This is a genomic window from Mycobacterium sp. E342 (assembly GCF_001667665.1).
Lineage (GTDB): Bacteria > Actinomycetota > Actinomycetes > Mycobacteriales > Mycobacteriaceae > Mycobacterium.
The window spans coordinates 18,784-44,874 of record NZ_LZJM01000296.1 but is presented as its reverse complement, the minus strand read 5'-3'; the positions used below and the strand labels follow the sequence as shown (position 1 = coordinate 44,874).

The window sequence follows — 26,091 nt, the reverse complement described above, 5'->3', positions numbered from 1 at the left end:
CAGGAAGTTTCGCCAGACGAGAGGCATTCCGCGACGAGCACACCGCGGTTTGGCCGCACACAATTCGGAACGGAGCTGTGGTGCCTGGTCGTGTCGAGATCGATGACGTCCAACCCGTCGTTTCCTGCGGCGCGTATCCCGCCAAGGCGGTGGTCGGCGAGGCCGTCCCGGTCCGTGCGGCGGTGTGGCGGGAAGGCCACGAAGCCGTGGCCGCGACCCTGGTGGTGCGCTACCTGGGGCCGCGCTATCCGCAGGTGACCGAAACCCGCCGGATCAAAGCGGTTCAGGCTCCCGTGAAGCCCGCAACCGACCTCGACGGAGGGGTGGACCAGCAACGGGTCAAGCCGCTGCTGCTGCCGATGACGCTGGGCCTCGAGCCCTATGTCTTCCACGGACAATTCACACCCGACCGGGTCGGCCTGTGGACTTTCCGGGTGGACGGCTGGGGCGACCCCGTCCACTCCTGGCGGCACGGCGTGGTGGCCAAGCTGGAGGCCGGCCAGGGCGAGACGGAACTGTCCAACGACCTTCTGGTCGGGGCCGCGCTGTTGGAACGCGCCGCCATGGGGGTGCCCCGCGCGCGGCGTGACCCACTCCTGGCGGCCGCCGCGGCGCTGCGGAACCCCGGGGACCCGGTCACCCGTTCCGCGCTGGCGTTGGCGCCGGAAACCGAGGAGATTCTGGCCGAGTATCCATTGCGGGATCTGGTCACGCGCGGCGAACAGTACGGCGTCTGGGTGGATCGTCCGCTGGCCCGCTTCGGCTCCTGGTATGAGATGTTCCCCCGTTCGACCGGCGGCTGGGACGCCGCGGGCAACCCCGTTCACGGCACGTTCGCGACAGCGGCCGCCCAACTGCCGCGGATCGCGGCGATGGGTTTCGACGTCGTATACCTGCCGCCGATCCACCCGATCGGCAAGGTTCACCGCAAGGGCCGCAACAACTCTCCCACCGCCGCGCCCGGAGATGTCGGTTCGCCGTGGGCGATCGGCAGCGACGAGGGCGGCCATGACGCCGTCCACCCCGACCTGGGCACCATCGAGGACTTCGATGCCTTCGTCGCCGCGGCCTGGGAACTGGGCATGGAGGTGGCGCTCGACCTGGCGTTGCAGTGCGCGCCGGACCATCCGTGGGCACGCGATCATCGTGAGTGGTTCACCGAACTGCCCGACGGCACCATCGCCTACGCGGAGAACCCGCCCAAGAAGTATCAGGACATCTACCCGCTCAACTTCGACAACGACCCGGCCGGTCTTTACGACGAAGTCCTGCGCGTCGTCCGGCACTGGATGGACCACGGCGTCAAGTTCTTTCGGGTCGACAACCCGCACACCAAGCCGCCGAACTTCTGGGCGTGGCTGATAGCGCAGGCGAAGAGCATCGACCCCGACGTGCTCTTCCTGTCGGAGGCCTTCACGCCGCCGGCCCGGCAATACGGTTTGGCCAAGCTCGGGTTCACCCAGTCCTACAGCTACTTCACCTGGCGCACGGCCAAGCAGGAACTCACCGAATTCGGCGACGCCATCGCCGCCTCCGCGGACTTCCGGCGCCCGAACCTGTTCGTGAACACCCCGGACATCCTGCATGCCGTCCTGCAGCACAACGGCCCCGGCATGTTCGCGATCCGCGCGGTGCTTGCCGCGACCATGGGCCCGGCGTGGGGCGTGTATTCGGGCTACGAGCTGTTCGAACACCGCGCGGTGCGGGAGGGCAGCGAGGAGTACCTGGATTCGGAGAAGTACGAGCTGCGACCCCGCGATTTCGCGGGCGCGCTCGCCGAGGGACGCTCATTGGAGCCGTTCATCGCGCGACTCAACGAGATTCGCCGCCTGCATCCCGCGCTGCAACAGTTGCGCACCATCCATTTCCACAGCGTGGACAGCGACGCGTTGCTGGCCTACAGCAAGTTCGACCCCGCGACCGGCGACTGTGTGTTGGTAGTGGTGACGCTCAACGCGTTCGGCGCCGAGGAAGCCACCGTGTTTTTGGATATGGCGGCATTGGGTATGGAGCCCTACGAGCGATTTTGGGTGCGCGACGAAATCACCGGCCAGGAATTCCAATGGGGGCAGGCCAATTACGTCCGCATCGACCCTGCCCGAGCGGTGGCGCATGTCATCAACATGCCACTGATCCCGCAGGAGTCCCGGATGAAACTGCTCCGTAGGCCACCACACGGACCGGAGGGATTGTGACATGAGCCAAGCCGATCAACTCGCCAGGACGCACCTGGCGCCCGACCCCGCGGACCTGTCGCGCCTGCTGGCCGGCACGCATCACAACCCGCACGGGGTCCTGGGCGCCCACGAATACAGTGACCACACCGTCATCCGGGCGTTCCGCCCGCACGCGGTCGAGGTCGCCGCGCTGGTCGGAGACGATCGGTTTCCGTTGGAGCACATCGATTCTGGCCTGTTCGCCGTGGCCTTGCCGTTCGTCAACCTGATCGATTACCGGCTGGAAGTCAAGTACGAGGGATCCGACCCGTACACGGTCGCCGACGCCTACCGCTTCCTGCCCACCCTGGGCGAGGTCGACCTCTTCCTGTTCGGCGAGGGCCGCCATGAACGACTCTGGGACGTGCTCGGCGCGCATCCCCGCTCCTTCACCACGGCCGACGGTGTCGTCAACGGGGTTTCGTTCGCGGTGTGGGCGCCCAACGCCAAAGGCGTCAACCTCATCGGCGAGTTCAACGGCTGGACGGGCAGCGATGCCCCCATGCGGTCGTTGGGTTCCTCGGGCGTCTGGGAGCTGTTCTGGCCTGACTTCCCCATGGAGGGCCTGTACAAGTTCCGGGTGCACGGCGCCGACGGGGTGGTGACCGAGCGGGCCGATCCGATGGCCTTCGCCACCGAGGTGCCGCCGCACACCGCCTCCCGCGTGACACGCAGCGAGTACACCTGGCGGGACGCGGATTGGATGCAACAGCGCGCCCAGCGCAACCCGGTGTTCGAACCGATGAGCACCTACGAGGTGCACCTGGGCTCCTGGCGGCCCGGCCTCAGCTACCGCGACCTGGCGCACCAGCTCACCGCCTACGTTCTCGAGCGCGGGTTCACCCACGTCGAGCTGCTGCCGGTTGCCGAGCACCCGTTCGCCGGGTCGTGGGGCTACCAGGTGACCTCGTACTACGCGCCGACATCGCGATTCGGCACCCCCGACGAGTTCCGGTTGCTGGTCGACTCCCTGCACCAGGCCGGCATCGGCGTCATCGTGGACTGGGTGCCGGCACACTTCCCGAAGGACGCCTGGGCGCTGGGGCGGTTCGACGGAACCCCGCTCTATGAGCACTCCGATCCCAAGCGTGGCGAGCAACTCGACTGGGGCACTTACGTTTTCGACTTCGGCCGAAATGAGGTGCGCAACTTCCTGGTGGCCAACGCGCTGTATTGGCTCGAGGAGTTCCACGTCGACGGGCTACGGGTGGACGCGGTCGCCTCCATGTTGTACCTGGACTACTCGCGCCCCGAAGGCGGCTGGACGCCGAACGTCTACGGCGGCCGGGAAAACCTGGAGGCCGTGCAGTTCCTGCAGGAGATGAACGCCACGGTGCACAAGTCGGCACCGGGCATCGTGACCATCGCAGAGGAGTCGACGTCCTGGCCAGGGGTTACGCGCCCGACGAACCTTGGCGGCCTGGGCTTTTCGATGAAGTGGAACATGGGCTGGATGCACGACACGCTCGACTACATCAGCCGCGATCCGGTCTACCGCAACTACCACCACGGCGAGATGACGTTCTCGATGCTCTACGCCTTCAGCGAGAACTACGTGCTGCCGATCAGCCACGACGAGGTGGTGCACGGCAAGGGCACGCTGTGGGGCCGGATGCCGGGCAACAACCACGTCAAGGCCGCCGGGCTGCGCAGCCTGCTCGCCTACCAGTGGGCGCATCCCGGCAAGCAGTTGCTGTTCATGGGGCAAGAATTCGGCCAGCGCGCCGAGTGGTCCGAGGAACGCGGCCTGGATTGGTGGCAACTCGACGAGCAAGGGTTCTCGAACGGCATCCTGCGGATGGTGCACGACATCAACGACATCTACCGCAGCCATCCGGCACTGTGGAGCCAGGACACCATTCCCGACGGCTACTCCTGGATCGATGCCAACGACTCGGCCAACAACGTGTTGAGCTTCTTGCGGTACGGCAACGACGGCTCGGTCATGGCCTGCGTGTTCAACTTCGCGGGCAGCGAGCACAGCGGCTACCGGCTGGGCCTGCCGTCCGCCGGCCACTGGCGTGAGGTGCTCAACACCGATGCCACCGACTACAACGGCTCCGGGATCGGCAACATGGGCGGGGTGGACGCCACCGAGGATCCGTGGCATGGCCGCCCGGCCTCGGCGGTGCTGGTGCTGCCGCCGAACTCGGCCCTGTGGCTAGAGCCCGCGTAGGCCCGTTAAGGGCCGACGACCGGGAGGCTCAGTAGAGCGCGTTGGCGAGGTTGCGCCGCCCGGCGACGACCTCGGGGTCCGCCGGATCGAAGAGCTCGAAGAGCTCGATCAGCCTGGTGCGTACGCGGGTGCGCTCGTCCCCGGATGTGTTGCGCACCAACGCGATCAGCCGATCGAACGCCGCGCTGACATCCTGGTTGAGGATCTGGACGTCGGCGGCCGCGAAGGCCGCATCGATGTCGCCCGGTGCCGCGTCGGCCGTGGCGAGGGCGTCCGGCGGATGTGCGGTCGCACGCATGAGAAAGTCGATCTGCCGGATCGCGCCCTTTGCTTCGGCGCTGCCCGGGTTGGCATCCAATATCGCTTCATACAAACCTCTGGCTGCCTCGAAATTTCCGGCCTCGAGTTGTTCGCGCGCTGCGGCCAGCTCGGGATCAACCCCGTCGGAGTCCGCGGAATTGCTTGGGCCCCGGAGTTTCCCGGCCGTCGCCGAGAGAAGCGAGTCGATCCACCCACGCAGCTGGTCGGGCGGCTGCATGCCTTGAAAACTGGACAGCGGCTGCCCGGCGGCCAGCGCCACGACCGTTGGCACCGCGTCGACGCCGAATATCTGCGCCACCCTGGGCGCCACGTCGACGTTGACCGTCGCCAGCGACCACTTGCCGCCGTCCTCGGCGGCCAGCCCGGACAAAATGTCGACAAGCTGGACGCACGCGTCGCTGCGCGGTGACCAGAGCAGCACCACCACGGGCACTTCCTCGGACCGGAGCAGGACTTCGGTCTCGAAATTGGCCTCGGTGATCGCGGATACCCCAGGGCCGCCGCCACCGGCCGCCGGTGCGCCGCCGGCCGGCTGCTGTTGCTGTTGGGCCCGCTGCTTGAGGCCGGACAAGTCGACCGCACCGGCAAGCGCGGGGCCAATCGAGGGTCGCGGACGCGTCACGACGTCAAGTTTGGCATGCGCATCGGCGACCGATCCACCCGGTCGGGTGGCACCTCGGCGGACCGGGAGTCGCTCCCGACGGGCCTCGAGCGGGGGATATGACGAAGATCACAAAAGTCCCCGCGCGGGTCGATCCAGCAACCTCGTTGAGAGTCGACCCGCGCCGACGAAACCGGCTACTTCGCGTTTGCCCGCAGGATCAGGGCGTCGCCCTGACCACCCGCGCCGCACAGGGCGGCGACGCCGTAGCCGGAGCCCCGGCGGGCCAGTTCCAGCGCCACATGCAGCGTGATCCGCGCGCCCGACATGCCGATCGGATGCCCGACGGCGATCGCCCCGCCGTTGACGTTGACGATGTCGCGATCGAGGCCGAGTTCGCGGGTCGATGCCAAAGCGACCGCCGCGAACGCCTCGTTGATCTCCACCACGTCGAGCTGGTCGACGGAGATGCCCTCGCGGCCGAGCGCCTTCTTGATCGCGTTGGCCGGCTGCGACTGCAGGGTGGAGTCCGGTCCGGCCACGACACCGTGCGCGCCGATCTCAACCAGCCAGGTCAGACCGAGCTCCTCCGCCTTGGCCTTGTTCATCACCACCACGGCCGCCGCCCCGTCGGAGATCTGGGACGCCGAACCGGCGGTGATGGTGCCGTCGCGACGGAATGCCGGCTTGAGGCCGGACAGGGACTCGACGGTGGTGTTGGCGCGGATCCCCTCGTCCTCGGTGAACTGCAGCGGATCACCCTTGCGCTGCGGGATGTTGACCGGCACCACTTCGTCGGCGAAGACGCCGTCCTTCCACGCCGCGGCCGCCTTCTGATGCGACCGCGCAGCGAACTCGTCCTGCTCCTCGCGGGTGAACTTGTCCACGTCGTTGCGCTGCTCGGTGAGCGCGCCCATCGGCTGGTCGGTGAACACATCGTGCAGGCCGTCGTAGGCCATGTGGTCGCGCACCGTGACGTCGCCGTACTTGTAGCCCGCCCGGCTGTCCATCAGCAAATGCGGCGCCTTGGTCATCGACTCCTGCCCCCCGGCCACCACCACGTCGAACTCCCCGGCGCGGATCAGTTGGTCGGCGAGCGCGATCGCGTCGATGCCGGATAGGCACATTTTGTTGATGGTCAGCGCCGGAACGTCCCAGCCGATGCCGGCCGCCACGGCCGCCTGGCGGGCCGGCATCTGGCCGGCCCCGGCCGTCAACACCTGGCCCATGATCACGTACTCGACCGCGGAGGTGGGCAGGTTGGCCTTCTCGAGCGCGCCGGCGATGGCAATGGCACCCAGATCGCTGGCCGAGAAATCCTTCAACGAACCCATCAGCTTGCCGATCGGCGTCCGCGCTCCAGCAACGATCACCGAAGTCGTCATTACTCTCTCCTAAGGCCTACTAAGGCTCCCCTGGACGGCCGATTTGGCCTCCCGGAGAAGCGCAATCTTTGCCGCCAGGTTACCTTTATGTGATGACGACCGATCAAGTTGACGCCCGTCAGGTCCTGGCCACCGCGCTGGTGACGGCGATCGATCACGTCGGCATCGCAGTCGCCGACCTGGACGCGGCCATCGCGTGGTATCACGACCACCTCGGCATGATCGTTGTGCACGAGGAAGTCAACGAGGAGCAGGGAATCCGCGAGGCCATGCTGGCCGCGCCGGGCGCCCCGGCCGGTACCACCCAGATCCAGCTGATGGCACCGATCGACGACTCCTCGACCATCGCCAAGTTCATCGACAAGCGCGGGCCCGGCATCCAGCAGATGGCCGTCCGGGTGAGCGACCTCGACAGCGTGATCGAGCACCTGCGCTCTCAGGACATCCGGCTTCTCTACGATGTGCCCCGCCGCGGTACGGCAAACTCACGGATCAACTTCATCCACCCCAAGGACGCCGGCGGCGTTCTCATCGAACTGGTCGAACCGGCCGCCTGAGACGCGGCGGTCAGGACCACCTCCGGGTGGGCCCGCGCGTGGCGCGGTGGGTCCAGCACGCGGCATGCCAATGGCGACGATCCTCGGCCCCGCCGAGGGTCGGATCAGTCGGCCAGACCACCAGATGAGCCGTGCCCGAGCGTATTTCGTGATCGCAACCGGGACAGCGGTAGGTCTTGACCGCGCGGGCCGCCGCGACGGGACGCACCTCGTACTCGTGGCCGTCCGGCCCGATCTCCAGCCGGCGCAGCGCCGGCGGCGAGGGGGACGGGCGCTGCCGACGTGGCGGGGTACGACGCCGGGCCATGCGGCCAGCCTAGCCGCGAGGCTCAGAACAGCCGGTATTCGTCGCTGTCCATCCCCCGCATCTTGTCGTAATCCAATGTGATGCAACGGATCCCGCGGTCAGTGGCGAGCGTGCGCGCTTGCGGCTTGATCTGCTGGGCCGCGAACACCCCCTTCACCGGTGCCAGCACGCTGTCGCGATTGAGCAACTCGAGGTAGCGGGTGAGCTGCTCGACGCCGTCGATCTCCCCCCGCCGCTTGATCTCCACCGCGACGGAACCGCCCTGCTCGTCACGGCACAGCAGGTCGACCGGCCCGATCGCGGTCATGTATTCCCGGCGCACCAGCGTGTAACCCTCGCCGAGCAGTTGCACGTGCTCGGCGAGCAACGCCTGCAGGTGGGCTTCGACGCCGTCCTTGACCAAGCCGGGGTCAACGCCGAGGTCGTGGCTGGAGTCGTGCTCGACCGACTCGACGGTGATGCGCAACTGTTCGCCGGCCTTGTTCTGCACCACCCACACGGGCGCCAGATCACCGGCCTCCTCGCTGAGCCAGCACGGCGGACTCATCCAGTTCAGCGGTTTGTAGGCACGGTCGTCGGCGTGCACGCTGACCGAGCCGTCCGCCTTGAACAACAGCAACCTGCGCGCCGAAGGAAGATGCGCGGTGAGCCGGCCGACATAGTCCACTGTGCACTGGGCGATGACTAGACGCACCCGACTCACCTTAGAGCGTGGCCGACAAATTAGGCTGACGCCACCATGTCGGCCAACCAGAGCTTGGCAAAACGCATCGGCCGGGTGCTCGAGACGGTCACCCGTCAGAGCGGCCGGCTACCGGAGACCCCGGCGTACGGCTCGCTGCTGCTGGGCCGGGTGTCCGAAAGCCAGCTCCGTCGCCGCATTCGCATCCAGGTCATCCTGACGGTGTTGGTCTTGGGCGCCAACCTGATCGGCATCGCCGTCGCGCTGCTCCTGGTGACCATCGCCATTCCGCAGCCGAGCGTGTTCGACGCGCCGTGGTGGATCACCTTCGCGGCATCGCCGGCCTACATCGCGCTGGCACTGGCGGTGGGCACCTATTGGATCACCCGCAGGACCGTCGTATCGCTGCGCTGGGCCATCGAGGAGCGCACGCCGAGCCGGGAGGACGAGCGCAACACCTTCCTCGCCCCCTGGCGCATCGCCCGCTTCGATCTCATCCTGTGGAGTGTCGGGGCGACGGTGCTGACCACGCTTTACGGCCTGGTCAACACGCTGTTCATCCCGCGCTTCCTGATCGCGGTGGGCATCTGCGGCATCTTGGTGGCGACCGGCAGTTATCTGCTCGCCGAGTTCGCGCTGCGCCCGGCTGCGGCTCAGGCGCTCGAAGCGGGGCCACCGCCGCGGCGATTCGCCTCGGGGATCATGGGCCGGACCATGGTGGTCTGGTTCCTCGGATCGGGCCTGCCCGTTCTCGGCATCGCCTTCCTGGCGGGCTTCCAGGCCCTGATGCGCAATCTGACCGAAACGCAATTCGCCGTCGGCGTGCTGATCGTGTCGATCGCCACGCTCATCTTCGGTTGCCTGTTGATGTGGATCCTGGCCTGGCTCACCGCGACTCCGGTGCGCGTGGTCCGCGCGGCGCTGAGGCGTGTCGAGCGCGGTGATCTGCGGGGGGACCTCGTGGTGTTCGACGGGACCGAACTCGGTGAGCTACAACGCGGATTCAACGCGATGGTCGACGGTTTGCGCGAGCGCGAACGCGTCCGCGACCTCTTCGGCCGGCACGTCGGGCGCGAGGTCGCCCTGGCCGCGGAACGCGAGCGACCGAAGCTGGGCGGCGAAGAACGTCACGTGGCAGTCGTATTCATCGACATCGTCGGCTCTACCCAACTGGTGACCAGCAGGCCTCCGGCCGAAGTCGTTTCGGTGCTCAATCAATTCTTCGGCATCGTTGTCGAGGAAGTGGACCGACACTGCGGGCTGGTCAACAAGTTCGAGGGCGACGCGACGTTGGCGATCTTCGGAGCGCCCAATCATCTGGACCGTCCGGAAGACGAGGCGCTGGCCACCGCTCGCGCCATCGCCGAGCGGCTCGACAACGAAATGCCGGAGTGCCAGGCCGGTATCGGCGTGGCGGCGGGGCAAGTGGTCGCCGGCAATGTCGGCGCCAGGGAACGCTTCGAGTACACCGTGATCGGTGGGCCGGTCAACGAGGCGGCCCGGCTGTGCGAGCTGGCCAAGTCACACCCCGGCCGGCTGCTTGCGACGTCCGGCGCGCTGGAGGGCGCGAGCGAGAAGGAACGCGCCCGTTGGAGTTTGGGTGAGACCGTGACGCTTCGCGGACACGAGCGCCCCACCCGGCTGGCTTCGCCCGCCGACTCGCCCGCGTGGCGCGATTGATTTCCGGCCCGAGTGGGTAACGGGATTAAGGACATCGCCCCTCATAGAGATTGGTGTTGACATGACCGGTAGTGGGACTGCCCGCCGTGTTTCCGTCGCCGCGGGCATCGCCGCGGCAATCGCCCTGAGTTCGTTCACCGCGGGATGCAGCTCGAACAACAACAACAAGAACCCGACGACGTCGACCGTCACCACCACCGTCACGACGCCCGCGAGCGTCACCACGACGGCACCGGCGGCAACGACTCCCGCCGGACCGGGCGGCGGCGGCCCCGAGACCGGACCCGGTGGCGCCACGACCGCCGGACCGGGTGGTTCCGGCGCCGGCGCCGGTCCCGGCGGGGCGAGTGCGGGTGTGCCAGGCGCCGGGGCTTCCGCCGGACCCGGCGGCGCGGGCGCCTGCGCCGGCGGCGTTTGCGTCGGAACCCCTCCTAGCCCGTAATAACCGGCACCGCCCCGCTGGGCGATGACGCCGGCCTGGTCGCCGGCGTCATCGTCCCGGCGGCGCTCCCCCACGCATACCGACGCCACCAATCGGGCGCCGATCCGCAACAGCGCGCGATGGAGTACTCCCCCGCCGAGCCACCGGCCGACGTGGTACCACGATGCCGCCGTGTGCGCCGGCCTTCGTTTCCATGCACCCAGGGTGCGGCCTGCGGAGACTGCTGGATGCGATCTGTGCCGCATTGCATCGTCAGCCGTGGATGGTGTCGGAAAGCGGCGAGTCTCGTCACCACCGCCGGCTTGGTGTCAGCCGGACTACGCGTTGATCTGATGCCCATCAACGGCAGAATTGTGTGCCCGGGCCGAGGATGGTTCGCTGGCCGACGCCGACCCGTACCGCGACGTCGGCGCCTCGCCAAGTTACCGAGGGCGCCGCATAGGTGAGCGCTGTGGTCCGCCGGATCACTGTGCAGCACGGGGCGGTGTTCGCACTACGCCCGACGCAGTTCATCCGGTAGCCGACCGCAGTCGATCGATAGGGAAACTCCTTATTTTTTCCCTCCTCCCAACGGGTGAGAGTCGAGGGAACGAAGTGAACCACTGGCCGTGCGCGTCGTCCTCGGCATTGGTGACCCGATAGGGAAAGAGGAGAACGGGATGGCACGAAGGATGAATTCAACGCTCGCGTTCGCGATGACGGCCGCCACTGGTGTCGCCCTGTTCTCCGCTGCGGGGCCGGCCGGGCTCGCTCGTGCCGACCAACAGGACACAAAGCAATACGTCAACAACGAACGCCGCTCCACCGCATGCCCCCCGCTGACCGAGCGTGGCGACCTCGACAATGCCGCTCAGCAGTACGCCACCACGGAAAAGGCCCCGGTGCAGCTGGCCGGCTACGCGGGCACCGTCGTCGCCTTCCTGGGCTCCGGCGACCCATATGCCAAGGCTGCTGACAGCGCGATGGGAAAAGCGAAAGGCGCGGTTCACGATTGCAAGTACAACGACTTCGGCGTGGGCTTCATCCGGCATGAAGATCGCAGCGTCGATGTCGTCACCATCGTGCTCGGCCAGTCCTCCACGACGCCCACGACCCCTCCGCCCGTCAACCAGGCGCACGGCCCGGGACTCGACCTGGAGGCGAGTGCGGTAGTTCAGGCACGCAGCGAAACCGGCTGCCCTGGCTTGGCTTATCAAACTGCACTCGAGGGCGTGGCTCAGCAGTACGCCAGGACGGAAACTCCCGCGTTCACGCCTGGGCAAGTCGGATTTCTGGCATCCGGCGATCCGGCAGCGAAAGCCATCGACAGCCTGACCTCCAAGGCGCACGGCGCCATTGCCGATTGCAGCAACACTGTGTACGGAGTGGGCTTCGTCCGTCATGAAGACCGCAGCGTCGACGTCGTCACGGTTGTGCTGGCGAAGCATTGAGCTTGCGCATCCGGCTATCGGGACCGCGCGACGCATAGCTGCGTTATCCGACGTGTCACCAACCCGCGGCGCGGGGCCATTCGCGCCCTACAGTGCTTGGCTGCAGATCATTTGACGACGACCGTCGGACGCTGACGGGAAGGTCACTCCGGGTTGAAACGGCGAGAAGACCAGCACCCCTACACATCTGGGGCTGTAACAGTCCGCCGCGCTACCGTGCCATACGTTGTGGCTAACCGCTACCTCGCCCTGGGACCGATCGGTGGCACCTGGGTGGCCGCGGACACCCGGTCCGCCGGAAGTCCTGCCCGCAGGCACGCGAGGACAACAAGATCGGCGGAGTTGGCGGCGAATACGCCGAACATGTAGGCGTCCTGCGGGACCGCCACCGCGTAGAGCAGCTGAGGTGGATCGGCTTCGGGGGCGATTGTCGCCAATGATCCTCGTAAGCAATGTGCAATGTCCGTGATTGGTCGATCGTTGTTCTGACGGGTGTACCACTCCGCCAGATAGCACGATGACGGGCCGGCATCGTCACGCGTCACGTCATACGCTCCCGCAGCTGTCGTCCAGGGCTAACGGGGCACTTGCGGTGCGATTTCGCGAGCCAGTTTCACTGCTGCGGCATTCGCCTCGTCGGGCGATAGTCGCAATACGGCCACCTGTACCGTATTCACGCGGTTGCCGGCGGCGAATTCCACCTCGCCGCCTCCCATGTAACGCATGCCGTCCGGCCCCGGCTTGGTGACGTCGGGGAAGCCGGGGGCGGGCAACTTATTGTTGAGGGCAGTGCCGGGATTGCTGATGGTGAGCGACAGCGATTCCTCGGTCGCTGTGTTCTGCCATGTGCAATCGCCCTGTTCGGGATCCTTGCCCGTCGACACACCCGCCACCGAGACGCCGAGCAACGACGAAATCTCTTCCGGCGCAATCATGGCGCAGGCATCGATGCGTGCCGCAGCGGATGGCTTCGAAGCGACCGCGGATTGTGGCACCGTCGCCCCACCGCCGCCGCCGGCCGTCGGCCCGTTCGATCCGCAACCGGCTGCTACGCAGCACAACGCAGCGATGGTCAATATGTGCGGGCGACGTCGCCGTCCGGGCGCGGCACCACAATTGCCTAGCCAGTTCATGAACAGGTACCTCCACCACACCCGGTGACTCAACAGCCCAACGACTTTCGACATTAGGTGCGCCGGATTGCGGGTATCAATAGGGAGTTCCCCTACACCCGCGTCGAGCGCGATCAACGGCGCCCGCGACGATCCGCCGCACCGGATCACTCGTCTGAGAGCCAAAGTCATAGGGAAACGCCCTATTGGTACCGCGCAAAGCTCGGCATAGCGTGGCGGGAACTGCACCGGAGTGACGTAGCAAGGAGGCGTCATGACCAGGACACGACCAGACATAGCGGTCGTCCTCTCAGCCACGACAGCCAGCTTGGTCGCGTTCGCGGGGATCACCGCGACTCCACTCGCGCATGCCGATTCTCTCGACGCAATTCGGGGCGCCGTCAATGGCGCCCGCGCCGAATCGACCTGCCCACCCCTGGCGTATTCCGGTCAACTCGAAGCCGCGGCACAGGAACTCGCCAGACTCCCAAACGACGCCTATGAGCACATCAACCCTCACGGCTACCAGGGCGCCACCAGCGGCAATCTCGTTCGCGATGATCCCACTGCCAGGGCTACATCCGAACTAGTTGCACAGGAACGGATTCCCATCCATGACTGCGACAATAAGGATTTTGGCGTAGGCATGTTTCGGGACGGCGGTGCGGACAAGAGCATTGTCGCCGTCGTCCTTGGTAAGCCGGCTCCCCCGAAAGTCGCACCGGCCCCAGCACCGGTGCCGTACCAGCAATTTGCCAAGGTGATCGGCGGGGATGCCGATGTGTTCGACATCGCACACAATGACGTCCCCGATCCCAAGACTGGCGTGGTCGCGGCCAAGGTCGGCAAGTTGACGAACGGGTCCCAGGTCTACATAGGCGTGCCATGTAAAAATGGTTGGTGCCAAGTCAACTCGAATCAGATCCAGCGTGGCTACGGGTTCGTCGAGCAGAGCCACCTGCAGTTCATTTGAGCCGGACCCGTGGCCATGGCGCGGAATTGCGGACTCCAGGAGTGCGCTGCAGTGGACATCCGCGTCTGAGGTTGCATGTTGTTCGCGGCGGCGGCGTTCTGCTGTGTCCCCTGGACGGGCAGCCCGCGAGACCCCAGGGCGGTATCGGTAATTCCCCTATAGTCTTGCGGCGCGCGGGCAGCGGAAAGGCGAGTCCTAGAGGGGTCGCGCGACTTGGGTACTCACCTGCATGCCGTGGCCAGTGCGGTCATTGGTGAAAATGAAACTGTCCCCGGTCGCCACGACGGACCAGCCTTGCGCCTCGTATGTACCGGGTTGCAGCTCAACCTTGCCGGCAAGCGCGCCAAGATCCGCGTCGACGAATTGGAAGTTGCCGTCCGCGCTGACACTCACGGTATGAGAAGGGCGACCGTTGCCGCGAGGAGGCCAGCCGTCTGAGGAGGTTTCGCAAGCGACCAGTTCAACGCTGACAGAACAGCCGATCGCGTGGGACACCGTGGTCACACGCACATAGCCATGGTCGTTGGCGATCAACGGAGTAGGTGGTGTCGGCGGTGTCGAGGTCGAGATCAACTGGTACTTCTGCGGCACCACAATTCCCGCTATTGACGTCATGGCGGCCGGCGTCGTCAGGACGAAAGCGAGAGCCATGATCGCCGCGATGGTCAACATCCGGTTTGCCTTGGCGCTGGCTCTGCTTCGCATCGAACTCCTGTTGTTTGAAGATTTGAAGGAGACGATCAAACGCTAGCGGTGCACCGGCCGGCCACACATCAGGGAAAGCACTATCACTTCGAAGTTCGGCCATCGAACCGATAGGGAAACTCCGTATTCCATCGCGGACCCCGCCGCTTTAGCTTTGAGGCGCGAACAGAACGTAGGCGGCGACAGGAGTTGTTCTGATGTCTTGTGATTCGGCGCCAGAGGCCAAGTCCGTAAACGAACCCGGCCGCGAGCCGGGGCGAGCCGAAAGACGTAAGGGCCGGCGGGCAGTCCCGATACCCATGTTGCTGCTCGGCGCGGCCCTTGCCACTTTCAGCTTCACGGTCCCGGTCGCTTCTGCGAATGGCGGCTGCATTCCCGGCGACGCCGCCGGGCAGGTTCCGCGCCAAGCCCGACCGGGTGACAACGTGTGCGTCTCGCCGTCAGTCGCGTCGGAAGTTCAGTCCGAGAATTCGGCCGCGGCCGCGGGCCAGGGCTACGCCGGTGGAGGCGCTTACGGGCCCAAGACGTGCGTCTCGGGGTTGGTATGGCGCGAGGCATTCGACGGCGATGCAGTGTGCGTCAGCCCGCAGAGGCGCAACGAAACGTGGCAGGAAAACGCCAACGCGGGGGTCGGCGCCACCGGCGGACTGAAGCCACAGACCAACTCGACCGCGTCCGGTGAGCACACGGTGACCTACCAGGTCCTGGGAGCGGGTGACGTCTTCTCGGCCATTCCCGACCCCGGGACGCCGGTGTATCCGGCCAGCAACACCACATGGGTTGCTACGCCGTGGTCGCAGACGGTACAGGTTCCCGGAAGCAAGTTCCTGGCCTTGAATTACACGGACCACCACGGTACTCACGACTGCTCGATCTTGGTGGACGGCCAGCCCGTACACCTCACCGAGCACAAGCCGGGACGTTGCGCCTACCAGATTCCCTGATACGCGGCGTCCAAGTCCTTTTCGCGATGCGGATACAACGTTGCGGCGCCTCCCCCGCGGACCCGAGTAGGACTCAGAGCGGTTGCTAAGAGTCGCTTTTCAGTTGGTCCAGGCGACGGCCTAGTTCCGCGCGGGATCGGATGCCGAGTTTGCGATAAATCCTAGAGAGGTGCACTTCGACGGTCTTAGGACTGATGAACAGTGCAGCGGCGATGTCGTGATTGGTCCTGCCGCCTGCTGCCAAGTCGGCGATCCGTTGCTCCGCTGACGTCAGCACCTTCGACTCGTCTCGGCCGAAGTTGATGCGTTCCAAGGAGTTTCGCGCACGTTGCGCCCAAAGCGGCGTGTTGAGCTCTTCGAAGACGGTCGCGGCCGTACGCACCGCTGCAGCGGCGTTCTCTCTGCCGCGCTGTCTGCGCAGAATCTCACCAAGAAGCAATTGCGTGCGGGCGCGCTCAAATGGCATCGGTAGCCGCTCATGCTCGGCCATCGCGCGTTCGGCGGCCTCTAGCGCCGCGCTCAGATCTCGTCTACCGGCTAGGAGCATCGCCCGGCAACGCGACCCCGATGCCAGCATCCACGGCCTGTCCAACCGATGTCCGTTGCCCTCCAAAATGTCAATCAGGCTCTGGGCCTCGTCGAACCGGCCAAGGTGAATCAGCGCCTCGACCGCGTCGGGCAGAAACGGGGTGACGAAGATTTCCGTGGCGCGCGGGTGCTGCTCGAGTCGGCCGAGCAGCGGCGCCAAAGTCTGCAGCACCGCCTCGTAGTTGCCGAGGGAAAGTTCAAGAAACCCAAGTGTGGTCGTCGGCCACACCGTGACCAGTGCTGGCGAATCACAGCGCTGAGCTGCGCTCAGCGCGGCCCGGGCATCGCGGCGAGCCACAGGCTCGTCGCCGGCGTAGGCGGCCACCATGGCCTGAACCAGCAATGCCACCGCCAGCGGCAGGTCTTCGTCGAGGAGGCGCGCACGCTGCAGGGCGTCCTCACCGATGAGCGATGCTTCCGCGAAGTCGCCACGCCAGATTTCGTTGAGCGCGCCATGGAAGGCATCGACCATCATTTCGCTGTCCGCACCACGCTCTACATAGCGCTGCCGAATTGTCCTGAGCTCTCGGCGCCCATCGTCAAGTCGTCCCGTCGCGTTGAGCAGCGCGGCGCGCTGGAGAGTTGGCCACAGCATGGCCGATGACGGCTCTTGGCCGTCGTCGAGTAGCAGCGCTGTTCGCAAGGTTGCTTCGTCGAACCCGTCACCGACCAGGAAGTGCACCAGAACTTGCATGCTCAACGCCTGGCTCAGGACCTGACGGTCGTCTAGCCGGGCCGCCCTGTTCACCGCCTCGTTGGCCGCCTGGACGGCGGCGTCGAACTCGTGATTGTTAATCCGGGCGAAGGACAACGACACCAGTATCCGGCCAAGCAACCCATTGTCTCCGGTGGCCGCGTCCGCCGCTCGCTGCAGGAGCCTGGCGGCGTCCCGGGAACTACCGTCGAGCAGTGCCCACAGTCCCAGCAAACTGAGGGCCTCAGCGTGGACGTTCTCCGGCGCTGAGGTCTTGAGCACTTCCTCGAGAACCTCGCGTGCGCGCGCGGCATCACCGGCGCTGAAGTGAAGGGTCGCGCAACGGATCTGACGCTCAGGATTATTTGCACCGAGCTCGATGGCTAATTCGGTGAACTCGGCGGCCGCCGCCGGCGCCCCACGCCTGCTGGCCAACTCGGCGGCGGCGTCGAGAGCCTCCAGCGTCGCCGGGTCGCCGTGGGTGGCGGCCAGTGCCAGATGGCGAGCGCGCAATTCCGGGTGGTCGACCAGCGCTGCGAGCCGCCTGTGCATGTTGCGCCTTTGTGCCGGCGAGGCGGCGGTATAGACGGCAGCGGTCAGTAGCGGGTGAGTGAATCGGAGCCGGTTACGGTCAATCGTGATGATGCCACGCTGCTCTGCAGCGAGCAGTCGTTCAACGCACTCATCGACGGCCTGACCTGTCGCCTCCGACACGACGTCTACCGTCGGTTCGGCCAGACATGCTGCGGCAAGAAGGATTTCGCGCACATCGTCGTCGAGCACCCCGATTTTGGAGGTCACCAGCCCGGTCAATGTGGTCGGCAGAGTCATTTCGATGCCCGTTTGCCCCTCGGGTATGGCGCGCGCTAATTCGATGGCATAGAAGGGATTGCCGCCAGAAGCGTCGTGGATGCGCAACATGGCATGTCGTGAAACCGAGCGCCCCAACTGCGCCTTGATGACTTGATGCAGTCCGCCGACGTTCAAGGGCTTGAGCGCAATTCGCGTTATGCCATTCGGGTTTTCGAACTGGAACCACGACACATCGTCACCGTCGCCGGTGCGCACAGTCGCGAGCAGCCCGACTGGGCCTGAGAACCGTCGTGCCGCGAACGCGATGATGCGAGCACTCGAAGGGTCCAGCCATTGGAGGTCGTCAATGGCCACCAGCACGGGTGCACGATCCGACAGGATCTCGACCACCGAAAGGAATGCCGCCGCAATCGCACGCTGGTCGGTTGCCTGCCCATCGTCACTGACCTGCAACAACATTCGGTCGACCGCCACGCGTTGCGGCGCTGGGAGCGCGTCAAGAACTTCTGCCCGGAGCCCCGAAAACAGGTCCGCCAAGGAAATGTAGGCCGTCACCGATTCGGTCGCCGCTGCGCGCGCGGTGAGCACGTGCATGCCTCGTGTGCGGGCCTGCTCGATTGCGGCCAACCACAAGGTGGTTTTGCCGATACCGGCCTCGCCCTCCAAAAGTAAGCATGCCGGTCTGGTAGAGCAGGCATCGAGGAAATCGGAGACGTCTTCGGCCTCCGCCGCACGACTCCCCGGTAGCAGTGGCCCCCCCATGAGCGTCAGCGGGACGAGCCGCAAGCCAACGAACACATGCCGGCGCCGAACACGGCTGGGCGAGCCATCTCGCCTAACCGCACAAGCCGTGGCCGGTCGCGGCGTGCGAGGCGGCTCATGATCCGGGGCAACTTGACATAGAGCGAAACATATAGCTGCTCTAACGTACCTGCAACCTTCGGGCGGCCGGGGAGGATCGGATGAAACCGCAACCTCCGCACTACCATGTCGCTTTTCCGCCAGTTTTGTCGGCGGACGGGTGTAAGTCTTGAAGCGTGCATGACGACTTCGAACGTTGCTACCGCGCCGTCCAGTCCAAGGACGCCCGGTTCGACGGCTGGTTCGTCACGGCGGTCCTGACCACCCGCATCTATTGCCGCCCCAGCTGCCCGGTGCGGCCGCCGTTCGCACGCAACGTGCGGTTCTACCCGACCGCCGCCGCCGCTCAGCGGGCGGGATTCCGGGCGTGCAAGCGGTGCCGCCCCGACGCGTCGCCGGGTTCGCCGGAATGGAACGTGCGCGGCGACGTCGTCGCACGGACGATGCGGCTCATCGCCGACGGCACGGTGGACCGCGAGGGTGTCGGCGGCCTGGCGGCCCACCTCGGCTACACCACCCGCCAGCTGGAGCGGCTGCTGCAGGCCGAAGTGGGCGCCGGCCCGCTCGCGCTGGCCCGCGCCCAGCGAGCGCAGACCGCCCGCCTGCTGATCGAGACCACTGCTTTGCCGTTCGGCGACGTCGCCTTCGCGTCGGGGTTTTCCAGCATCCGCCAGTTCAACGACACCGTGCGCCTGGTCTTCGAGAACACGCCGACGGAACTGCGCCGGCTGGCGGCGGCCCGGTCCAGATCGGGTGCCGCTTCGACCGGAACGGTGTGCCTTCGCCTGCCGGTTCGCACCCCATTCGCCTACGAAGGCGTCTTCGGCCATTTGGCCGCCAGCGCAGTGCCCGGCTGCGAGGAAGTTCGCGGTGGCGCGTATCGACGCACCCTTCGCCTCCCGATCGGCAGCGCCATCGTCGCCCTGACACCGGGCGTCGATCACGTCCTCTGCGTGCTCACGCTCGACGACTTTCGGGACCTCACGACGGCGATCGCCCGCTGCCGGCGGCTGCTCGATCTCGACGCCGATCCCCAAGCGGTGGACGAGGCGCTCGCCGGTGACCCCGGCCTGCGTCCCGCGATCGTCAAGGCACCCGGACAACGCATTCCCCGCACCGTCGACGAGGCCGAGCTGGCCGTGCGCGCGGTTCTGGGCCAACAGGTCTCGACCAAAGCGGCGAGCACGCACGCCGGCCGCCTGGTCGCCGCCTACGGGCAGCCGATCACGGACCCGGACGGCGGATTGACTCATACCTTTCCGTCGGTGGAGCAGCTCGCCGAGATCGACCCCGTACATTTGGCGGTCCCCAAAGCCCGCCAACGAACCCTGAGCGCATTGGTCGCCGGCCTGGCCGACGGCAGTATCGTCCTGGACAGCGGGAGCGACTGGGAAGCCGCCCGCAGGCAATTGCTGGATCTACCGGGGGTAGGCCCGTGGACCGCAGAGGTGATTGCCATGCGCGGTCTCGGTGACCCAGATGCCTTCCCCGCCACCGATCTTGGCCTTCGCTCGGCCGCCAGACAGCTGGGCTTGCCGACTGACGAAGGGGCGCTGGCCACGCATGCCGCCCGGTGGCGCCCCTGGCGGTCCTACGCCACCCAGTACCTTTGGACCACCCTCGAGCATCCGGTTAACCAATGGCCACCACAGGAGGTCGCATGATCGAGTACCGCACCATCGAAAGCCCGATCGGGCCGTTGACCCTGGCGGGGCACGCATCGGTTTTGACCATGCTTCGGATGGTCGACCAGACCTACGAACCGAACCGGACCGGCTGGGCAAGGAACCCGGCCGCATTCCAAGAGGCCACGGAGCAACTCGACGCCTATTTCGCCGGCGAACTGACAGAATTCGATTTCGAGTTCGAGCTGCACGGCTCCGAGTTCCAGCGCCGAGTGTGGAAAGCGTTACAAACAATTCCATACGGCGAAACGAGGTCGTACGGAAAGATTGCGGAACAGATTGGAGCTCCCGGTTCCGCACGGGCGGTGGGATTGGCCAACGGCCATAACCCCATTGCGATTGTCGTTCCCTGCCATCGAGTGATCGGCGCAAACGGTAGCCTCACCGGCTACGGCGGCGGCCTCGAGCGAAAGCAAACCCTGCTCGGGCTGGAAAGAAAACACGCATCGGCGAATGCGACTTTGACATTATTCGACTAGGAATCGCCGACATTGTGAATGCAAAAACACCCCCGTTGCCGGGGGTGTTTTTGTGTATGTTCGGCGGTGTCCTACTTTTCCACCCGCATGGGCAGTATCATCGGCGCTGACAGGCTTAGCTTCCGGGTTCGGAATGGGACCGGGCGTTTCCCTGTCGCTGTGGCCGCCGTAACTCTATTTAAATTTGGTTTCGGTGGGGGGTGTGGTGTCCAAGTTTCCGCGGCTATTGCCGCTGGAAATGGAAAGTGGTTGCGATTGTGTGTTGGTAAGTTTTCGGCCGGTTAGTGCCAGTTCCCTGCACTCATTGCTGAGCTTCCAGGTCTGGCCTATCAATCCCGTGGTCTGCGGGGGGCCTTATCCCTCTAAAAGGGTGAGAAACCTGATCTTGGAGAAGGTTTCCCGCTTAGATGCTTTCAGCGGTTATCCTGTCCGAACGTGGCTATCCAGCGGTGCCCCTGGTGGGACAACTGGTATACCAGAGGTTCGTCCGTCCCGGTCCTCTCGTACTAGGGACAGGTTTCCTCAAGTTTCTGACGCGCGCGGCGGATAGAGACCGAACTGTCTCACGACGTTCTAAACCCAGCTCGCGTGCCGCTTTAATGGGCGAACAGCCCAACCCTTGGGACCTGCTCCAGCCCCAGGATGCGACGAGCCGACATCGAGGTGCCAAACCATCCCGTCGATATGGACTCTTGGGGAAGATCAGCCTGTTATCCCCGGGGTACCTTTTATCCGTTGAGCGACACCCCTTCCACTCGGGGGTGCCGGATCACTAGTCCCGACTTTCGTCCCTGCTTGACTTGTAAGTCTCGCAGTCAAGCTCCCTTGTGCACTTACACTCAACACCTGATTGCCGTCCAGGTTGAGGGAACCTTTGGGCGCCTCCGTTACATTTTAGGAGGCAACCGCCCCAGTTAAACTACCCGCCAGGCACTGTCCGTGAACCCGATAAGGGTTCGACGTTAGGTGTCCAATACGATCAGAGTGGTATTTCAACAACGACTCCGCCCCAACTGGCGTTGAGGTTTCACAGTCTCCCACCTATCCTACACAAACCGTACCGAACACCAATACCAAGTTGTAGTGAAGGTCCCGGGGTCTTTTCGTCCTGCCGCGCGTAACGAGCATCTTTACTCGTAGTGCAATTTCGCCGAGTCTATGGTTGAGACAGTTGGGAAGTCGTTACGCCATTCGTGCAGGTCGGAACTTACCCGACAAGGAATTTCGCTACCTTAGGATGGTTATAGTTACCACCGCCGTTTACTGGGGCTTAAATTCTCCGCTTCACCTTACGGTTAACGGGTCCTCTTAACCTTCCAGCACCGGGCAGGCGTCAGTCCGTATACATCGTCTTGCGACTTCGCACGGACCTGTGTTTTTAGTAAACAGTCGCTACCCACTGGTTTCTGCGGCCGAATCCCGCTCCCACCGCAAGGGTGTTCACGGTATTTCGGCCCCCCTTCTCCCGAAGTTACGGGGGCATTTTGCCGAGTTCCTTAACCATAGTTATCTCGTACGCCTTGGTATGCTCTACCTGACCACCTGTGTCGGTTTGGGGTACGGGCCGTGTGTGTGCTCGCTAGAGGCTTTTCTTGGCAGCAGAGGATCACCGAATTCGCCTCAATCGGCTATGCATCACCTCTCAGGATTAATGAGCGACGGATTTGCCTATCGCTCTCCCTACGGGCTTGCCCCAGTATTACCACTGACTGGTACGGCTACCTTCCTGCGTCACCCCATTGCTTGACTACTACCAGCGAAGATCCCACGCAGCCGGCGATCCTCGCACCCCGAAGGGATTGATAGACCACCATTTGGGTGGTTAGTACCGCTGATTCGTCAGGGACGCCCACACACGGGTACGGGAATATCAACCCGTTGTCCATCGACTACGCCTGTCGGCCTCGCCTTAGGTCCCGACTCACCCTGGGCGGACTGGCCTGGCCCAGGAACCCTTGGTCTTACGGCGGGCAAGGTTCTCACTTGCCTTATCGCTACTCATGCCTGCATTCTCACTCCCCCAAACTCCACCACTCGGTTACCCGGTAGCTTCGTCGCATGGGGGACGCTCCCCTACCCAACCTTACGGTTGCCGCGGCTTCGGCGGTGTGCTTGAGCCCCGCTACATTATCGGCGCACAATCACTTGACCAGTGAGCTATTACGCACTCTTTCAAGGGTGGCTGCTTCTAAGCCAACCTCCTGGTTGTCTCTGCGACTGCACATCCTTTTCCACTTAGCACACGCTTAGGGGCCTTAGCCGGCGATCTGGGCTGTTTCCCTCTCGACGTACGGAGCTTATCCCCCGCCGTCTCACTGCCACGCTATACACCACGGCATTCGGAGTTTGGCTGACGTCAGTAACCTAGTAGGGCCCATCGGCCATCCAGTAGCTCTACCTCCGTGGTGAAACACGTAACGCTGCACCTAAATGCATTTCGGGGAGAACCAGCTATCACGGAGTTTGATTGGCCTTTCACCCCTACCCACAGCTCATCCCCTCAGTCTTCAACCTAAGTGGGTTCGGGCCTCCACGCGGTCTTACCCGCGCTTCACCCTGGCCATGGGTAGATCACTCCGCTTCGGGTCCAGAACACGCCACTACACCCCAAAGGGGATGCGCCCTATTCAGACTCGCTTTCGCTGCGGCTACCCCGCACGGGTTAACCTCGCGACGTGTCCCTGACTCGCAGGCTCATTCTTCAAAAGGCACGCCATCACCCCACAAGGAGGCTCTGACGGATTGTAGGCACACGGTTTCAGGTACTATTTCACTCCCCTCCCGGGGTACTTTTCACCATTCCCTCACGGTACTAATCCGCTATCGGTCATCGAGAAGTATTTAGGCTTACCGGGTGGTCCCGGCAGATTCACAGCAGATTCCACGGGCCCGCTGCTACTCGGGTGTTGATACAAGGTAGGTGCCGGGTTTTCGCGTACCGGGCTTTCACCGTCTACGGCGGGCCGTCCCAGGCCACTTCCGCTAACCACGACACTTTCTGACTACCCCTCAGCCAGGTAGAGCTGAGAAATATCAATCCCACAACCCCGCACACACAACCCCTACCCGGTTATCCATGCATGCGGTTTAGCCTGTTCCGCGTTCGCTCGCCACTACTAACGGAATCACAATTGTTTTCTTCTCCTACGGGTACTGAGATGTTTCACTTCCCCGCGTTACCTCCCGCATCCTATATATTCAGATGCGGGTAACACGACATCACTCGTGCTGGGTTTCCCCATTCGGAAATCCTCGGATCAATGCTCGGTTGACAGCTCCCCGAGGCATATCGCAGCCTCCCACGTCCTTCATCGGCTCTCGATGCCAAGGCATCCACCATGCGCCCTTAAACACTTACTTACACACAAAAACCAAAGAAGAAATTACACATTTCAACGAACACGCGACCGTTGCCGGCAACGCATCCGTTTAGATGCTCGCAACCACTATCCAATACTCAAACACCACACCCCACCACCAAGATGGAGGGACACCACACGGACTGGCCGAGTGTTGTCTCAGGGCCCAATAGTGTGTCTGGCAATCATTTGCTGTTGTGCACCCGGCTCCCGCCCACTACAGGCGGAAACCCCTCACGGCTCGCACCCCACCAGTTGGAGTGCTTTTCGTGGTGCTCCTTAGAAAGGAGGTGATCCAGCCGCACCTTCCGGTACGGCTACCTTGTTACGACTTCGTCCCAATCGCCGATCCCACCTTCGACAGCTCCCTCCCAAAGGGTTAGGCCACTGGCTTCGGGTGTTACCGACTTTCATGACGTGACGGGCGGTGTGTACAAGGCCCGGGAACGTATTCACCGCAGCGTTGCTGATCTGCGATTACTAGCGACTCCGACTTCACGGGGTCGAGTTGCAGACCCCGATCCGAACTGAGACCGGCTTTAAAAGGATTCGCTTAACCTTACGGCATCGCAGCCCTTTGTACCGGCCATTGTAGCATGTGTGAAGCCCTGGACATAAGGGGCATGATGACTTGACGTCATCCCCACCTTCCTCCGAGTTGACCCCGGCAGTCTCTCAAGAGTCCCCGGCATTACCCGCTGGCAACATGAGACAAGGGTTGCGCTCGTTGCGGGACTTAACCCAACATCTCACGACACGAGCTGACGACAGCCATGCACCACCTGCACACAGGCCACAAGGGAACGCCTATCTCTAGACGCGTCCTGTGCATGTCAAACCCAGGTAAGGTTCTTCGCGTTGCATCGAATTAATCCACATGCTCCGCCGCTTGTGCGGGCCCCCGTCAATTCCTTTGAGTTTTAGCCTTGCGGCCGTACTCCCCAGGCGGGGTACTTAATGCGTTAGCTACGGCACGGATCCCAAGGAAGGAAACCCACACCTAGTACCCACCGTTTACGGCGTGGACTACCAGGGTATCTAATCCTGTTCGCTCCCCACGCTTTCGCTCCTCAGCGTCAGTTACTGCCCAGAGACCCGCCTTCGCCACCGGTGTTCCTCCTGATATCTGCGCATTCCACCGCTACACCAGGAATTCCAGTCTCCCCTGCAGTACTCTAGTCTGCCCGTATCGCCCGCACGCCGAGGGTTAAGCCCCCGGTTTTCACGAACAACGCGACAAACCACCTACGAGCTCTTTACGCCCAGTAATTCCGGACAACGCTCGCACCCTACGTATTACCGCGGCTGCTGGCACGTAGTTGGCCGGTGCTTCTTCTGCAGGTACCGTCACTTGCGCTTCGTCCCTGCTGAAAGAGGTTTACAACCCGAAGGCCGTCATCCCCCACGCGGCGTCGCTGCATCAGGCTTGCGCCCATTGTGCAATATTCCCCACTGCTGCCTCCCGTAGGAGTCTGGGCCGTATCTCAGTCCCAGTGTGGCCGGACACCCTCTCAGGCCGGCTACCCGTCGTCGCCTTGGTAGGCCATCACCCCACCAACAAGCTGATAGGCCGCGGGCCCATCCCACACCGCAAAAGCTTTCCACCACAAGGCATGCGCCAAGTGGTCCTATTCGGTATTAGACCCAGTTTCCCAGGCTTATCCCGAAGTGCAGGGCAGATTGCCCACGTGTTACTCACCCGTTCGCCACTCGAGTACCCCCGAAGGGGCCTTTCCGTTCGACTTGCATGTGTTAAGCACGCCGCCAGCGTTCGTCCTGAGCCAGGATCAAACTCTCCAAACAAAATCTCCTCGCAGAACGAGGTGAATTTCAAATCAGAGAAAATCTGACCTAACAAAAAGACACCAATAACTGGCATCAAAAGTTGCCATACCCACACACGGGGAGTGCTAGGTATGGCCAAAAAACAACAACAAATAAAAAGACCAAACACACTATTGAGTTCTCAAACAACACTTGTTTCGCCCGTTTTGGGGCAACCCTGCCAGCTTAATACAAGTCCGGCAGTGGAGTCAACTCCCAGTTTTGGTCTTCCGGAGACCGTTTCGGGAGCAGCCGTG

General features: G+C 64.1%; 19 protein-coding genes and 3 rRNA genes. 11 read left to right on the top strand and 11 right to left on the bottom strand.

From position 1 onward, the window contains the following. Positions 1-80 precede the first annotated feature (80 nt). A complete protein-coding gene (locus tag A5692_RS24585; protein ID WP_068061267.1) occupies positions 81-2,195 on the top strand; it encodes an alpha-1,4-glucan--maltose-1-phosphate maltosyltransferase in 2,115 nt (704 codons plus the stop codon). 1 nt (position 2,196) lies between these two features. Continuing rightward, positions 2,197-4,392 (top strand): 1,4-alpha-glucan branching protein GlgB, encoded by a 2,196-nt coding sequence (gene glgB / locus A5692_RS24580; RefSeq protein ID WP_068061196.1) that lies wholly within the window; start codon positions 2,197-2,199, stop codon positions 4,390-4,392. Positions 4,393-4,420: 28 nt separating this feature from the next. Here glgB and A5692_RS24575 read toward each other — a convergent pair whose 3' ends face one another. Next, positions 4,421-5,335, bottom strand: a complete 915-nt coding sequence (locus A5692_RS24575) for a tetratricopeptide repeat protein (RefSeq protein ID WP_068061193.1) — start codon at positions 5,333-5,335, stop codon at positions 4,421-4,423. 176 nt (positions 5,336-5,511) lie between these two features. After that, a complete protein-coding gene (locus A5692_RS24570; RefSeq protein ID WP_068061190.1) occupies positions 5,512-6,699 on the bottom strand; it encodes an acetyl-CoA C-acetyltransferase in 1,188 nt (395 codons plus the stop codon). An 89-nt stretch (positions 6,700-6,788) separates the two neighbouring features. Here A5692_RS24570 and mce point away from each other — a divergent pair, with 89 nt between their 5' ends. Next, entirely contained in the window at positions 6,789-7,256 is a 468-nt protein-coding gene (gene mce / locus A5692_RS24565) for a methylmalonyl-CoA epimerase (RefSeq protein ID WP_197514559.1), read from the top strand. A gap of 10 nt (positions 7,257-7,266) precedes the next feature. On the opposite strand, the gene A5692_RS28640 is transcribed toward mce, so the two are convergent. Together A5692_RS28640 and nucS are read right to left on the bottom strand one after the other, a co-directional pair. Then, on the bottom strand, positions 7,267-7,563 hold the full coding sequence (locus A5692_RS28640; protein ID WP_082963056.1) for a hypothetical protein: 297 nt from the start codon (positions 7,561-7,563) through the stop codon (positions 7,267-7,269). A 22-nt stretch (positions 7,564-7,585) separates the two neighbouring features. Continuing rightward, positions 7,586-8,257 (bottom strand): endonuclease NucS, encoded by a 672-nt coding sequence (gene nucS / locus A5692_RS24560; RefSeq protein WP_068061185.1) that lies wholly within the window; start codon positions 8,255-8,257, stop codon positions 7,586-7,588. A gap of 45 nt (positions 8,258-8,302) precedes the next feature. Here nucS and A5692_RS24555 point away from each other — a divergent pair, with 45 nt between their 5' ends. The 3 genes from A5692_RS24555 (at position 8,303) to A5692_RS24545 (ending at position 11,797) form a co-directional block, all read left to right on the top strand. Further along, positions 8,303-9,925 (top strand): adenylate/guanylate cyclase domain-containing protein, encoded by a 1,623-nt coding sequence (locus A5692_RS24555; RefSeq protein WP_068061183.1) that lies wholly within the window; start codon positions 8,303-8,305, stop codon positions 9,923-9,925. A 61-nt stretch (positions 9,926-9,986) separates the two neighbouring features. After that, positions 9,987-10,367: a hypothetical protein gene (locus tag A5692_RS29585; protein ID WP_068061181.1), complete on the top strand. Its 381-nt coding sequence runs from the start codon at positions 9,987-9,989 to the stop codon at positions 10,365-10,367. A gap of 608 nt (positions 10,368-10,975) precedes the next feature. Continuing rightward, positions 10,976-11,797 (top strand): hypothetical protein, encoded by an 822-nt coding sequence (locus tag A5692_RS24545; protein ID WP_156766257.1) that lies wholly within the window; start codon positions 10,976-10,978, stop codon positions 11,795-11,797. Between the two features lie 239 nt (positions 11,798-12,036). On the opposite strand, the gene A5692_RS29280 is transcribed toward A5692_RS24545, so the two are convergent. Both A5692_RS29280 and A5692_RS24535 read right to left on the bottom strand, forming a co-directional pair. Next, complete coding sequence (locus A5692_RS29280; RefSeq protein ID WP_156766256.1) at positions 12,037-12,234, bottom strand: hypothetical protein; 198 nt, start codon at positions 12,232-12,234, stop codon at positions 12,037-12,039. 138 nt (positions 12,235-12,372) lie between these two features. Beyond that, positions 12,373-12,792, bottom strand: a complete 420-nt coding sequence (locus A5692_RS24535; protein ID WP_156766255.1) for a hypothetical protein — start codon at positions 12,790-12,792, stop codon at positions 12,373-12,375. 391 nt (positions 12,793-13,183) lie between these two features. Between A5692_RS24535 and A5692_RS29275 the strand changes: the two genes are divergently transcribed. After that, positions 13,184-13,882, top strand: a complete 699-nt coding sequence (locus tag A5692_RS29275) for a hypothetical protein (RefSeq protein WP_156766254.1) — start codon at positions 13,184-13,186, stop codon at positions 13,880-13,882. Between the two features lie 195 nt (positions 13,883-14,077). Here A5692_RS29275 and A5692_RS29270 read toward each other — a convergent pair whose 3' ends face one another. Continuing rightward, positions 14,078-14,416: a hypothetical protein gene (locus A5692_RS29270; protein ID WP_156766253.1), complete on the bottom strand. Its 339-nt coding sequence runs from the start codon at positions 14,414-14,416 to the stop codon at positions 14,078-14,080. Between A5692_RS29270 and A5692_RS24520 the strand changes: the two genes are divergently transcribed. Beyond that, a complete protein-coding gene (locus tag A5692_RS24520) occupies positions 14,406-14,633 on the top strand; it encodes a hypothetical protein (RefSeq protein WP_068061159.1) in 228 nt (75 codons plus the stop codon). The genes A5692_RS29270 and A5692_RS24520 overlap by 11 nt on opposite strands. A 253-nt stretch (positions 14,634-14,886) precedes the next feature. Then, entirely contained in the window at positions 14,887-15,531 is a 645-nt protein-coding gene (locus A5692_RS24515) for a hypothetical protein (protein ID WP_068061156.1), read from the top strand. 85 nt (positions 15,532-15,616) lie between these two features. On the opposite strand, the gene A5692_RS24510 is transcribed toward A5692_RS24515, so the two are convergent. Then, positions 15,617-18,388 (bottom strand): LuxR family transcriptional regulator, encoded by a 2,772-nt coding sequence (locus tag A5692_RS24510; RefSeq protein WP_068061260.1) that lies wholly within the window; start codon positions 18,386-18,388, stop codon positions 15,617-15,619. A 275-nt stretch (positions 18,389-18,663) separates the two neighbouring features. Between A5692_RS24510 and A5692_RS24505 the strand changes: the two genes are divergently transcribed. Together A5692_RS24505 and A5692_RS24500 are read left to right on the top strand one after the other, a co-directional pair. Further along, the gene (locus A5692_RS24505; RefSeq protein ID WP_068061153.1) at positions 18,664-20,151 is read left to right on the top strand and encodes a DNA-3-methyladenine glycosylase 2 family protein; all 1,488 of its coding nucleotides are present in this window, start codon (positions 18,664-18,666) and stop codon (positions 20,149-20,151) included. After that, on the top strand, positions 20,148-20,651 hold the full coding sequence (locus A5692_RS24500) for a methylated-DNA--[protein]-cysteine S-methyltransferase (protein WP_068061150.1): 504 nt from the start codon (positions 20,148-20,150) through the stop codon (positions 20,649-20,651). Before A5692_RS24505 ends, A5692_RS24500 begins: the two co-directional genes overlap by 4 nt. 58 nt (positions 20,652-20,709) lie before the next feature. Here the strand turns inward: A5692_RS24500 and rrf are convergent. The 3 genes from rrf to A5692_RS24485 form a co-directional block, all read right to left on the bottom strand. Beyond that, a 5S ribosomal RNA gene (gene rrf / locus A5692_RS24495) occupies positions 20,710-20,822 on the bottom strand. A 90-nt stretch (positions 20,823-20,912) separates the two neighbouring features. Further along, positions 20,913-24,011 (bottom strand): 23S ribosomal RNA (locus tag A5692_RS24490). A gap of 282 nt (positions 24,012-24,293) precedes the next feature. Then, positions 24,294-25,813, bottom strand: a 16S ribosomal RNA gene (locus A5692_RS24485). The 16S, 23S and 5S rRNA genes sit together here, the layout of an rRNA operon. Positions 25,814-26,091: the final 278 nt, after the last annotated feature.

Bases quoted from the DNA above. Each gene is read 5' to 3' on its own strand.
- glgB (WP_068061196.1), top strand. From the start codon at position 2,197: ATGAGCCAAGCCGATCAACTCGCCAGGACGCACCTGGCGCCCGACCCC.
- A5692_RS24570 (WP_068061190.1), bottom strand. From the start codon at position 6,699: ATGACGACTTCGGTGATCGTTGCTGGAGCGCGGACGCCGATCGGCAAG.
- A5692_RS28640 (WP_082963056.1), bottom strand. From the start codon at position 7,563: ATGGCCCGGCGTCGTACCCCGCCACGTCGGCAGCGCCCGTCCCCCTCG.
- A5692_RS24555 (WP_068061183.1), top strand. From the start codon at position 8,303: ATGTCGGCCAACCAGAGCTTGGCAAAACGCATCGGCCGGGTGCTCGAG.
- A5692_RS29585 (WP_068061181.1), top strand. From the start codon at position 9,987: ATGACCGGTAGTGGGACTGCCCGCCGTGTTTCCGTCGCCGCGGGCATC.
- A5692_RS29275 (WP_156766254.1), top strand. From the start codon at position 13,184: ATGACCAGGACACGACCAGACATAGCGGTCGTCCTCTCAGCCACGACA.
- A5692_RS24515 (WP_068061156.1), top strand. From the start codon at position 14,887: ATGTTGCTGCTCGGCGCGGCCCTTGCCACTTTCAGCTTCACGGTCCCG.
- A5692_RS24510 (WP_068061260.1), bottom strand. From the start codon at position 18,388: ATGGGGGGGCCACTGCTACCGGGGAGTCGTGCGGCGGAGGCCGAAGAC.
- A5692_RS24500 (WP_068061150.1), top strand. From the start codon at position 20,148: ATGATCGAGTACCGCACCATCGAAAGCCCGATCGGGCCGTTGACCCTG.